Source organism: Flavisericum labens (assembly GCF_045446075.1).
In the GTDB taxonomy this organism is placed as follows: domain Bacteria; phylum Bacteroidota; class Bacteroidia; order Flavobacteriales; family Flavobacteriaceae; genus Flavisericum; species Flavisericum labens.
In genome coordinates, this window is the sequence record NZ_JBJJBQ010000004.1 from 186,675 (window position 1) to 199,525 (window position 12,851).

13 protein-coding genes are annotated in these 12,851 nt (G+C 32.1%); 1 reads left to right on the forward strand and 12 read right to left on the reverse strand.

Annotated features, from left to right (window positions below):
• Window positions 1-194: 194 nt before the first annotated feature.
• Entirely contained in the window at window positions 195-395 is a 201-nt protein-coding gene (locus tag ACIEHO_RS08990) for a hypothetical protein (protein WP_406970836.1), read from the reverse strand.
• A 609-nt stretch (window positions 396-1,004) separates the two neighbouring features.
• Between ACIEHO_RS08990 and ACIEHO_RS08995 the strand changes: the two genes are divergently transcribed.
• Complete coding sequence (locus ACIEHO_RS08995; protein WP_406970838.1) at window positions 1,005-1,754, forward strand: hypothetical protein; 750 nt, start codon at window positions 1,005-1,007, stop codon at window positions 1,752-1,754.
• A 622-nt stretch (window positions 1,755-2,376) separates the two neighbouring features.
• Here ACIEHO_RS08995 and ACIEHO_RS09000 read toward each other — a convergent pair.
• Genes ACIEHO_RS09000 through ACIEHO_RS09050 form a run of 11 tightly spaced genes read right to left on the reverse strand, consistent with a single transcriptional unit; the run spans window position 2,377 to window position 12,849 of the window.
• Window positions 2,377-3,597 (reverse strand): glycosyltransferase, encoded by a 1,221-nt coding sequence (locus tag ACIEHO_RS09000; protein WP_406970840.1) that lies wholly within the window; start codon window positions 3,595-3,597, stop codon window positions 2,377-2,379.
• A gap of 11 nt (window positions 3,598-3,608) precedes the next feature.
• Complete coding sequence (locus tag ACIEHO_RS09005; protein ID WP_406970842.1) at window positions 3,609-4,601, reverse strand: glycosyltransferase; 993 nt, start codon at window positions 4,599-4,601, stop codon at window positions 3,609-3,611.
• Between the two features lies 1 nt (window position 4,602).
• Window positions 4,603-5,598: a hypothetical protein gene (locus ACIEHO_RS09010; RefSeq protein ID WP_406970844.1), complete on the reverse strand. Its 996-nt coding sequence runs from the start codon at window positions 5,596-5,598 to the stop codon at window positions 4,603-4,605.
• Between the two features lie 3 nt (window positions 5,599-5,601).
• The gene (locus tag ACIEHO_RS09015) at window positions 5,602-6,633 is read right to left on the reverse strand and encodes a glycosyltransferase family 2 protein (RefSeq protein WP_406970846.1); all 1,032 of its coding nucleotides are present in this window, start codon (window positions 6,631-6,633) and stop codon (window positions 5,602-5,604) included.
• Window positions 6,634-6,665: 32 nt separating this feature from the next.
• A complete protein-coding gene (locus ACIEHO_RS09020; RefSeq protein ID WP_406970848.1) occupies window positions 6,666-7,703 on the reverse strand; it encodes a glycosyltransferase family 2 protein in 1,038 nt (345 codons plus the stop codon).
• Entirely contained in the window at window positions 7,684-8,634 is a 951-nt protein-coding gene (locus tag ACIEHO_RS09025; RefSeq protein ID WP_406970850.1) for a glycosyltransferase family 2 protein, read from the reverse strand. Before ACIEHO_RS09025 ends, ACIEHO_RS09020 begins: the two co-directional genes overlap by 20 nt.
• Window positions 8,627-9,442, reverse strand: a complete 816-nt coding sequence (locus ACIEHO_RS09030; RefSeq protein ID WP_406970852.1) for a sulfotransferase domain-containing protein — start codon at window positions 9,440-9,442, stop codon at window positions 8,627-8,629. Before ACIEHO_RS09030 ends, ACIEHO_RS09025 begins: the two co-directional genes overlap by 8 nt.
• Window positions 9,439-10,155 carry a class I SAM-dependent methyltransferase gene (locus ACIEHO_RS09035; protein ID WP_406970854.1) on the reverse strand — a complete coding sequence of 239 codons (717 nt, stop codon included), beginning with the start codon at window positions 10,153-10,155 and terminating at the stop codon, window positions 9,439-9,441. The genes ACIEHO_RS09030 and ACIEHO_RS09035 overlap by 4 nt, the downstream gene beginning before the upstream one ends.
• Complete coding sequence (locus ACIEHO_RS09040) at window positions 10,148-11,068, reverse strand: DegT/DnrJ/EryC1/StrS family aminotransferase (RefSeq protein ID WP_406970856.1); 921 nt, start codon at window positions 11,066-11,068, stop codon at window positions 10,148-10,150. The genes ACIEHO_RS09035 and ACIEHO_RS09040 overlap by 8 nt, the downstream gene beginning before the upstream one ends.
• The gene (locus ACIEHO_RS09045) at window positions 11,069-11,782 is read right to left on the reverse strand and encodes a WbqC family protein (protein ID WP_406970858.1); all 714 of its coding nucleotides are present in this window, start codon (window positions 11,780-11,782) and stop codon (window positions 11,069-11,071) included.
• A complete protein-coding gene (locus ACIEHO_RS09050; protein WP_406970860.1) occupies window positions 11,779-12,849 on the reverse strand; it encodes a DegT/DnrJ/EryC1/StrS family aminotransferase in 1,071 nt (356 codons plus the stop codon). The genes ACIEHO_RS09045 and ACIEHO_RS09050 overlap by 4 nt, the downstream gene beginning before the upstream one ends.
• Window positions 12,850-12,851: the final 2 nt, after the last annotated feature.

Below are 12,851 nucleotides of genomic sequence, written 5' to 3' on the forward strand. Positions count from 1 at the left end.
GGGATGGTATCGAGAACCTTTACAATTCCGAATTTACTTGTGCTGAACTTGAACTTGTCACCCTAAATTTACTTGTGCTGAACTCGTTTCAGTATTTCAGAGTCTTACTCCAACCCTAAGCTAGATGCTGAAACAATCCCGATAGCCCCTATAGCTATCGGGATCGGGACAGCATGACAAATCTAATCTAAAAACTAGCTCGCCTTTTTGCTATTTAATGTTTGCCACACATCTTCCCTATCCAACATAAAATATTTACAATATGATTTAACACTTATATAGCGCGTATGAGGTAAACCAAATTCCTCCCTAATATCTTTCATGATCTTTAGGGCCACCTTATCGCTTACCTCATTTAAACGTTCAATATGTTCTCTATGTAAATATAACCGCATATCTTAATATCAGCGACTTACAAAGATAGTCCTAAATTTAAGTACTTAAAAGTGAAGTTCTTATGAGTTTTAAACAATAAAGCCGTTAAAAAAAACAGCATAAAAACCTAATTAACAACTATATACGGATTAAACATGGATTTTACGTTAATTACGTAAATGATATTGTGATACTTAAAAAATCAATAACCAACCTATACTTTTCCGACACCAACCCTATAGAAACCCTATGGAAAGCCTATGTAAAAGCCTTTAAAAGTAAAATTAGCCTCAAGTCTATTTCAAATAAAGAGCTCTAAGCACAACATGTTAAATAACAGTCCACTACAAGCATAACACAGAACAAAAAGGAAGTATTCATCATGTAAACCGCCGCTAAAATGAAGCTTTCGGAATTAATACCAACTATACATTACCAAACCAGAACCTAACCAAAAACGATGGCAAAACAAACACTAAACTTGCCCTATCGAATTAAAAGATAGTTAATGGTAACGGCTTACAGGTGCACATGTAAAAGCTAAAACCAGATAGTATCTTTTAATCGAAAAATGAAGTTTAACCGTATAGCCCAAAAAATCAAGGTGCTATACATAATACCATATAATTATGGCAAAGTATAATTCAATTTTTAAGATAGAAGGTACCATTGGAGATGTTACTTTCTACAAAGGAGAAAACGGATACTACGCTCGTAACAAAGGCGGCGTAAGCAAAAACCGTATTTTAACCGATCCCCAATTCGCGAGAACACGTGAAAACCTCTCTGAGTTTGGCAGTACAGCAACTAGCGGCAAACAAATTAGGCACGCCATTAACAGCCTCTTGGCCGATGCTAAAGACAGTAGAGTAACCTCTAGACTCACCAAGGTGTTAAGCAAGGTAAAGAATGAAGACCTTACCTCGCCTCGTGGACAACGGAATGTAGCTACGGGATTGGCTACGGCTTTTGGTAAAAATTGGCTGAAAGGCTTTAATTTTAACAAAAACGCAACCTTGGATAGCGTACTGCAAACCAATTACAGTTTAGATACCGCCACGGGCGAAATTGTAATGACCGACCTCGTACCAAGCCAACAAATAAGTGCACCCGATGGGGCAACCCATGTAAGTTTTAGTGGCGCGTTTTTAAACTTGGACTTGGTTAACGATGTTAAGGATTTGCAGATGAGTTCGGTGGTAAGCGCACCTCTAAATGGAACGGCCACAACCGTAACCCTTACACCGGCAACTCCGGCAACGGGCACGGGATTCAACTTTTATTTTTTAAAAGTAGCCTTCTTTCAGGAAATTAATGGCATGCCGTATGCACTTAACAATGGTGCTTTTAATGCCTTACAGCTTATCGAGCTGCTCTAATCCTTTTAGGTACTTGTATAAAAACGGAAGCTCTGGCTTCCGTTTTATATTTTAAATGCCCCTTAACTTAAACCGTTCACCAAACCCCAAACTGGTTACCCTGAACGCAACTTGTCACCCTGAACTGGTTTTAGGGTCTAACTCAACCCTAACCTAAATGCTGAAACTATCTACATGTTGAGATGTTGAAACAAGTTCAGCAAGACATAAACCTTGTCAGTTCGAGTGATCCCGATTATTTTATCGGGATGGTATCGAGAACCTTGTGATAAGAGCCTTTGGACCAACGCCCAAAACAAACTAAAACGAAGAATATCTTTAGGTTAATATAAAATGTTGCACCACAACATAAAAGTACGTCTCGATACAGCTTTGTTCGTCCCTCACAAACCCACTCGACGTGACAACAATTAAACAACACCGTCAGTTCGAGTGATCCCGATTATTTCATCGGGATGGTATCGAGAACCTTTACAATTCCAAATTTAGTTATGCTAAACTTGAATCTGTCACCCTGAATTGATTTCAGGGTCTTACGCCAACCCTAACCTAGATGCTGAAACAAGTTCAGCATGACAAATCCACTCAATTCTGTCATTCCGAATTCATTTCGAAATCTTTTTCAACCATATAACATTTTAAAGCGTTGGCCCATGATGGCATTTGAAAACTCCTTAACCGCATATTCTCTTGCAGACTCACTCATTTTTTGATAACTATCTGGCATTTCCAAAATATTAATGACAGCTTGAGCTAAGGCATCCGTATCCTTTTCCTCTACTAAATAGCCCGTGATTTTATCACTAATTGTATAAGGGACACCTCCACTCTTAAAAGCCACCACCGGCAAACCCATCGCCTGTGCTTCGGCGGTTACAACACCCTGGGTTTCTTGTCTTCCTGTACTATCGGCAATCGAACTCATCACAAAAATATCATGGTTTTGCATTAATGCCTTCACCTGATTTTGAGTCTGCTTACCTAGCATAATTACATGAGCTTTCAAATCTAATGTTTCAATTAAAGATTTTAAATCCTTTTCTTCTTGGCCTTCTCCCGCAATAGTATATATAACATCATATCCCGCATCAACAACTTGCTTAACAGCATAAATAGAATACTTAAACCCTTTAAAAGATACCAAGCGCCCAACAGACAACAACTTGACTTTTTTATTAAAATGAAGTTTTCTGTCTTTTTCATTATAAAAAAAATTCACGTCAACACCCATAGGAATAATATGCAATTTAGCTTCTTCCACACCTATTTTTTTCACTATTGAAGCCAAATAAGTCGTATTAACAGTAATGGAACTAGACAGTTTCAATAATTCCTTATAGCGCTTTGTTAATTTATCTTGTTCGGTCTTATTTTTAAAATGAGCATCATAGCCATGAAATGTTGTTATGACCTCAGCATTTATAACCCCAATAGATTTCATTTTTGCCAGCTCCATACCAGCTTGTGCAAATTGTACATGAAAGACATCTACATCCTTAAACTGATCAAAAAACAACATTTGAAACGGAAGTGTAGAAAACCGTTTCCTGAACTGAACATGTAATACCTGATTCCAAGCGACAAAATGAGTTAATATATAACTCAAAGCTCTAATGCGTCGCTCAAATTTATTTTTAGGGATCTTATAACCAAGCTCAGTAACATTATCCATAAGACCTTCTTGCTCCAACAATTCCTGTTGCGACGAAGCCGATATAGGCAATATACGTTGTGTTAAAATCTTTATCGCATAACCTAGCTGCTTAGCTACCAAAATTTGGTTAACCACAAAGGTTTCTGATATTACAGGAAAAGCAGGAACAACAAAACAAATGGTTTTCATACTTATAATTATTATTGGTTTTTGTTTGTTAGCCAACTTTTAATAAACGCCTTACTAGCTTTATATTTAGAAAATTGAGTAACAATATAATACACGTTTCTATAATAAAACTTTACCAATTCCTTTTGTTCAAAAGTTCCAGTTATCAATAATTTAAATTGCTTTATTGGGTTCCTAGGAATATCTCTTCTTGCCAATTTTAAATGGGTTTTGAAATTTGTTTTGTCATCACACAATAAATCTAAATAAGGCCAAAGTATAAAATTAGAATAGGCCATGGCCTTTCTTAAACGCGACAAATAGCCCAAACTTAATCTTGGTTTGGTCATAAAATGTTTAAAATGCAAGCGCTCATCAAACCATATTTTATAACCCAACAGACGTAAAGCATAACTATACTCCGTATCACCACCAGAGCTTAAACTAGTTCCTTTTCTACAGGTTAATAAATGCTGAAATCCTAAGGTTTTTAATTCTTGCCAGTGCGATTTTCTAATTACCATGCCAGCACCATACAAACATCCTTTTTTATTGGTTATATCTCCACTAACAATTCCTTGTTTAGACACAGCATAAAACCTAGAATAGGTGTCAAACCAGTCTGGTTTTTCACTTTCAAATGCGGGATTACACCATCCACCCAAAGCACCAATGTTACTATTGGATTCCATAACTTCAAATGCTGTTTGCACATAGGTATCACATAACCAATTATCATCATCGCAAACTAGTAAATATTCATAATTTGCTTTTTTATACCCCAAATCTTGAGCATAAGACTTCCCTGGAACGGGTTGTGAAAAAGACCTATATAAAATATTTTTCGGGCCATTTTTTCGCCACCATGAGTCTGCAAACTCTTTAGTGCCATCAACAGAAGCGTTGTCTACCACAATAAGCTCACAAGGTATGTTATGTTTTTGAAAAGTCAAGTGTTTTAAGGTAGTCTTTAATCGGGATTCCCCATTATAAGTACAAAGTATTATTGAAACACCTTTTATCATTTTATTTTCCTGTTATCAGAATTCGAAACACCTTTTTCAAAAGATAGGCAGACCTTTTTAATCGACTCTGTTTTTTTGGCTTTATTGGTTCTTTTTGATCTATTGGTTTTCCATAATTATAGGCTATATTTTTTAATTGATGATAGCCTGAATCTTCCAAAGAAGTTTTATAATTATTAAAAACAGGAACTATATCTGCTCTATTTTTTAAATTAAAATTTTCATTATAACTAGCTATTATTGGTTCATTGCCCATTTTATAATGGCTGTAATGAAAAAATCTTAAGGGAGTAGTTTCATCATTAATATAAAAGTTCCCTTTTTTTTCTATAACTTCTCGTTCATGTAAATTCCAATTCGCCACGTTGTAACCAAGGTGCCTTAAAATGTAAACTTTGTCCAGAAAAGCGGGGGCGTATCCCAACCAAATCTGGTCGTAAAAATATCCTTTCTGCAAGTCATGATAGCCAAATGATTTTACACGTTTATCCCACCAATTAACAAAAGCTAACGTTTCTGGTGTACAATTCATGGCTAAAAACCCAAGATTATATATACCAGTGCGCATTAAATCTTTATCTAATGGATGGCCTACTTCTCCTGTTGGACTACAAATATGTGGTGTTAAAATAACATCGTAGGTGTTAAGTTTTTCAAAAACCTCTTTAAACTTAGAAAATACTTTAATGTCTGGATCTATATATAAAACAGAATCAAACCCTTTAGAGAAAAAATGTGAAAACAATTCTGGTTTTACAGCGGTACATAGTTCTGCTATGCCATATTTTTCTTTTAGTTTATCAATTAAATCTGGAAACAATTCATGTATCCAAATTACTTCATTTGCTCCTAGCTTATTATATTCAACATTTTTATTTGGCTTATCTAAAATAGCAATCACAAATACCGAATCTGGATGATATTTTTTATATGAACTTGCCAATACATTAGTATGAGCTAAATAATTATTGGCACAAATGGTAAAAGTTAAAGACATTAATTATAATTTATTTAAAATTCGTTTAGTGAATTTTTTAAACTTTAAGTAAAAAGATTTTTTTGAAATCGATTTTTGTTCTATGACAAGTGTTTTAATGCTGTTTTTCAATTTAGTGTTCTTGCTATCTAATGAATTTATAAAACTATTTACATAAAAGACGTCTTCAGGCTTTTTACATATTTTTAAATAAAATCCACAAGAGCGTAAACAATAATTTTCAATTATTAGCCTTACGTCTTCATTAAAAAAATCAGAATTTAGCATCGGCGCGAATTGTCCTATGGTCATTTTATATTTTTCTAATATACTTTTTTTTGAAAAAATTCCATTTTCATGAACTCTATAACAAAACGTATTTATATCCAAATATTTTATTAATCCAAAAGTAGATGTTCGCATATGTAATGGCCAATCACCTATTGTAACTTTATACAAATATTCCGGAATTCCTTTTTCCTTTATCCAGTTTTTAAAAACAACCCCTGCTGTATGTAAATAATTTCCATTGGCCAAGTCTGTAATACTCGTAATAGAATTAGGTGTTTTAAAATTCGAATATGGTTTATCACTATCTAAGGAATCACAATAAATTAAATGATTGTTATCTAATTTATTTTCATAATTCACCTCGCCATTTGTAAATGTAATGGCATAATAAGGATTCGCCTCCAAAAAATCAACCTGTTTTTGCAGTTTTAAGGGGTCGGTCCAATAATCATCTCCTTCGCAAAGGGCAATGTATTTGCCTTTACTGGCTTTTAAGTTTTCAACCATATTATAACGCCCCGTTGGGTTACCATTTATAAAAATAACATCTTTTCTGGAGCGTAAAAACAACCTGATTCTATCTGAATGCTTTTCGGTATATTCTATACAAATATCGCGTGTACCGTCACTGCTTTCGTCTTCCCCTAAAATAACCTCAAACGGAAACGTGGTTTGCTGCATCAAAATACCATCCAAACATGATTTGATGTAATTTACATGTTGGTAGGTTTGCACACAAACTGAGACTAATGGTACTGAATTCATTTTTGTTTTAAAATTATTTCTTATGCTTAAAATTATTTTTTACTGTAAAAAACCAATGATTTGAGAACCAACTTTAGTTCATCTTTAATGCTTAATTTGTATTTCAGATTCCTTTTAACTATATAATATTGTGTAATTATTTTAGGGTAAAATTGATTTCTTTTCAAAAAGTATCTATCAACTATGATTTTATCTAACTGCATTATAAAGTTTTTGAAACCGATAGGTTCAAAAAAATTTTCTGTATTAGAAGCCAATAATTTCATTTGAATTTTTTTAATGACATTAAAATCCTTAAAACCTATACCAATTCCATTATTTAAAATCTTCATAAAAACAGACTCCTCCATTGGAGACAGAACAAACTTTAAATTACTAAAAAGTTTTCGTTTTATTTCACAAGCCATCTGATTTTGAACTGCTCTTTGCTTTTTTGACAATTGATTGTTATGGGTTCTATAAAGCATTAAAACTTCTTGTAAATTATAAAGCTTTCCATACTTAACTAACCGAACATACAAATCATAATCTTCTGATGGTTCTTTAGAAGAATCATAAATAACAGGAAAAAAACCTAATGCATCTTTTCTTATCATTACTGAAGAATGTGCTATACAGTTTCCATTTAATAGAACTACTTTTATAACCTCATCATGCTCAGGGCATTTGATTATCCTATCCGAATCCAATATCCCAAACCATGATCCGCAGAGTATATAATCTTGATTAGCCTCTAAAAACATGACCTGTTTTGCTAATCTTTCTGGTAAGCTAATATCATCCGAATCTAAAACCGCAATATACTTGCCTTTTGCATGAAATATACCCAAGTTTCTTGCTTTACTTTGCTTTGCATTTTCTTGATAAAAACTTTTAATTCTTTTATCCTGACTAATGTTTTTTGCTATTATATTTGCTGTTTCATCAGTTGACCCATCATCTACAATTATAAGCTCCCAATTAGAATGAGTTTGATTTATTATAGAATCAATAGCTTCTTGAATGTAACTAGAGGCATTGTAAGCAGCCATAACAACACTTACTAAATTTTCAGCTCCTTTTACATTCATTCTTATAAAATTTAATCAAAATCCTTTTAATTAAAATTAAGTTCTTTTTTAATTTCAAAAATCTAATACTATCAATCACTAAATAAAAATAATTTAAGGACCAAAATTTAGGATATAGTTCAATGGAATTAACCAAAAAATGATTTCTTAAAGTAATTATATTTAACGTGTTACAGTTCGGTATTCTGTTAACAATTTCCTTTAGATTTAAATAACTAGTATATTTTTGCTTATATTTAGACAAACCAGAGTAAACGCCCTTGTCGTGTATACGATAAACTGCGGAATAAAAATCTAAAATCATACCCTTCCCTTTATTTAAGCAAATTGCATACAAAGTATTATCTTTAAAATACTTTAGACTTCTAATCAATTTATCATTATAAGAATCACGCTTAAACATCACTGTTAAAGTATAAGTACTGTAAGGCACAAAAATATTATTTAAATCTATTTTATATGGCATTTTGTTATTTAGGTCACTAATCCAATCAGGCTCTTTCTCTTTGTTTTTATAACTTATCTTGTATTTTGTCCAGCAAATAGAATAATAATTATTAGTCTCTAAAAAGTCCACTTGCTTTTGCAGTTTTAAAGGGTCGGTCCAATAGTCATCCCCTTCACAAATGGCTATATATTTACCTTGACATGCCTTTAAATTCTCCATAAAATTATAACGCCCTGTTGGATTGCCATTAATATAAATCACATCCTTTCTGGAGCGTAAAAACAACCTAATTTTATCCGGATACTTTTCGGCATATTCTATACAAATATCCCGAGTACAATCACTACTTTCATCTTCTCCCAATATAATCTCAAACGGAAAGGTGGTTTGTTGCATTAAAATGCCCTCTAAGCATTGTTTGATGTAATCTTTGTGATTATAAGTGACAACGGAAACACTTACTAATGGAGTTGCTTTACTCATCTAAAAATTTTTCTAAATCCGTTCCAGCTAAATCGTTTTCAATTTTTTTAATTATCTCGTTAGGCAGATTCCCCTTCCACTTGTCATCTTTTTGATTTAATCTAAAAACAGAGTAAGCATGTGTCGATAAATCTTTTTTTTGTCCTTTTCTAATAAAATCTAAAGTTTGAAAACCTAAATCTAAATTACAGAATGAAAACATTTTATTTACTTCTTCCTCTGTGTCTCTCAATAAAACTCCATAATCTAATAGGTAAAATCTATTTGGATATTTTTTTTGAAGTTTCAAAAAATTTAATGCGACTTCTTTCCATTTTTCAAAACCATAAAATTCTTCTATGGCTCCTTTATTTTTTTTAGTAGCTTTTTCCCATTCTTTTAAAATATCCCATTCCTCTTTTTTAAACTCTTTAGGAGCGTTAACCCATGAATAAATAATACTTTTTGGATTTCTTACAATGCCTACAACTTTAACTTCATCATCGCTTTCTAACATGTTTTTTAAAATATGATGATATCTAGCCTCTTTATATACAACATGAGTAATATCATCCTTTTCAAAAATTGGTATCAATCCTTTTTCTTTTTCATTCTTTTGAGTAATAAACTCATCATTACTTAATGCTATTTTTTCAAAAAAAACATTAATATCATCTTTAGAAGATGATGCATTTAAAAAAGATTTAAAGGCATATGAAAATAAGGGTTGATTTTTATAAATAACATGCTCTGAAGAATCAAAAATTGCACCTAGCCAAGTAGTTCCAGATCTTGGCACTCCGTGTATAGCAATCTTGAATAACTTCATTTTTTCTTAATTAAGACATCAAAACAGTGATCAGAATTAATTTGATAATCAGGTTGTTCTATGATTTCAAATATTGTATCAGGAAAACAGCTATTCATTGCTTTAAAAAAATCTTTTTGAAACCAATATCCTATTTTAGGTGTAAAATCAACAACCCTTTTAAAATAATCAATTTGGTATTCAGGCTTATTAATATAATGCCATTTTTTATCTAAATCTGGAACATCACCTATTAACATGACACCTTTCTTTTTTAAGGCCTTAATACATTTGCTAATAAGCAAAAAAGTATCTCGTTCATTAAAATGTTGTACTGAAAAATATAAAATAATTGAATTATAAGTTGTTTCCGCTATTTTATAATCTAAAACATCTTGATTTATTAAATTTAAATTATCTGACTTAAATACCTCAGCAAATTGAGATAATAAGAGTGATGAATAATCAACCCCTACAGCATACTTACATAAAGGAGCTAACTCCCCCAATATCAATCCATTACCGCAACATAATTCTAAAATACTTGATTCTTTATTAATAGTAAGTTTATTTACAATGTAATTTAATGTTTTATTCCAAATTGCCTTACTTACTACCTCTCCAGATTTAGTTCTTGCAATATTGCGCTGCAAATCATTACTAACTCCAACAACACTTTTATCATTAAAGTTCCTTTTCCAATAATAATCTATTAAATTGTCTCCCTTACTCATAAAATTCCTCTATTTTGTTAATCAACAACAACAAATCTTGCTTTTCAATATCTTGATGAATAGGTAGATTTAATATATTATTTGATAAGTTTTGCATTCTCTTATACTCATTTGCATTTAAAGGTTCAATTAAGCGGTAATACAATGCAATAAGCGTCATGTCTTTTTCAATTAACCAAAAATACAATTTCTCTCTTAAATTACCTTTTACGACAATAGGGTAATTATGTGGAATATCTCCTTTACTTAACTTTTTTAAAGGTACAATTCCACTTATATTTGAAACCAAGGATTCTAAAAATTCAAAATTCTCTATTCGTTTTTTTGCAATGGAACAAGTATTGTATGCTGCTAATATTTCGGGGTAATTATTTTCTGTTTCAATAAAAGAATTGTCAAAATCTGAATAATCACCATTATTCTGAACCAATAAACCTCCGTCTTTTAAAGGGAAATTTTTATGAAGTGAATAAAAGGCATAATCTCCAAATGTACCTGCATCAGATAGATGAAACATATTATAATTATACAAATGCGCACAATCTTCAACTATCATAATATTATGTTTCCTGCACAAATTAATTATATCTGCTATATTTTGAATTTTAAATCCAAAATAGTGCACCAATAACATTAAACTATATTTTTTATGTTTGATTTTGTTTTCAATTTCTGAAAGGGATATGGACAAATCACTGTTTAATGGATAAAATTCGTGTTTTAAACCAGATTCAATAACAGGGTCATAAATACCAGAACCTTCTCTGTCTGTGACTCCTATATAAGATGGCAACAAAACTACTGAGTCAGGCTCTAAACTTTTCAATATCAATCCCCAACATTCTCTAGCGGAGTATGTGAATTTAATGTTACGTCTAAATTTATCTGTATTTAAGGGTGCCTTACTTATCATTTATAAATTGGTAATATGCACTTTATTTATCATTTTTTGTATTTCTTCTTTATCACAGAACATCATAACATCAATCACAGATAAATACCCAACAAAACCTTGAATAGGTTGTTTGTATGGCTCCACTGATATTTCTAAAAACTTCAAATCAATTCCAGCTTTTTTATACTTTTCATTGTCGAAAAAAGTACGCCCTCCCGGTGGATTAAAATAGCTTTTAGCATTTAAGCCTTTACTAATATTAAGTGCCCATTCATCAGGAGCACTAACGGGTTCAATCTCTAAATTCATTTCAGACCAAATAGAAATAGGTGTTTTTATATCTAAATAGTCACAAATAATCAATAATGTCTTATGATTTAATTCTACTATGCTTTTGTAGTCATTCTTAAAAATAGTTTCCAACAGTGCAATCACATGGTTGTAATATGGCGCCCGTTTTTTATAATGTCCTAATTGTGCGAAAATTTTAGATTTCCAATTAATATTATTATTTATCTCAATTTTATTTATTGGGGTTTCTCTATGATGTTTTTCCAATGGAACTTTAATATACATGGAATCTCCATCCTGTTTTAAAATACGATTACGTTCTATCCAACCATGCCTTATATATTGTGGGGTATCAAATAGAATAAATTGATCCACGTGGTTTATCAAGGCAAAATAGCCCAAATAAGGCATAAAATAAGGTTGCATGATGGCCAATTTCATAAACTTGTTTTTATAAGTTTACATATAGCTTCCACTTCATTTAAAGACAAACTATCATACAAAGGCAAACACAATATTTTTCTTGAGATCGATTCAGAAACTGGCATACTGTCATATTTCAAATATGGTAATTTATTTAAACTTGGATAAAAATAACGTCTAGGATACACTTTTATTTTTTCCAAAGCTTCCTTAACACTAAGCAAAACTTCTTCAGAGCTAAATATAACAGGGTAATAGGAATAATTCCACTGGGTATCCACTCTGAGTTTTAATGTTTTCAAATTGGTTTCTTTCAGAGCATTATTATAATGCGTTACAACTTGTTTTCGTTGTCGCAAAATAGTCTTCATATAGGGCAATACAGCCAATCCCATGGCGGCTTGTGGCTCACTCATTTTGGCATTAATACCAACACCATCAAATGATTCTTTCCCTTGATGCCCAAAGTTATGATGGGAAAATATTGTTTTAAAATGTTGTGGTTTGCAAAATAGCGTACCACCTTCTCCTGTATGGAATAATTTAGTGGCATGAAAACTACAAGTACTTACGTCCCCATAATTAAAAATAGATTGTCCTTTATAAGTTATCCCAAAACAATGGGCGGCATCATAAATGACTTTTAAGCTATGTTTGTTGGCTATTTGTTCTATGGCTTCCACATGGCACGGATTCCCAAACACATGGGTCGCCAGTATTGCCGAAGTTCTAGAGGTTATTGCAGCTTCAATTTTAGTTTCATCAATCGTTAGATACTCTGGGTGAATATCGACAAATACAGGTGTGCAACCTTCCCAAACAATGCTACTGGTAGTAGCCACATAACTAAAAGGAGTCGTTATAATCTCGCCTTTTAATTTCAAGGCTTTTATAGCAATTTGTAATGGCAAGGTGCCATTAGTCATAGTTAGCATGTTACTGACGCCTAAATATGCTTTTAAATGAGTTTCAAGTTCTTGCACCAAAACGCCACGATTGGTCATCCAGCCAGTGTCCCAAGCCCGTTTTAAAATAGCTTGGTACTCTTCTTGTGGTGGTAAAAATGTTTTGGTTACGTTTATCATAA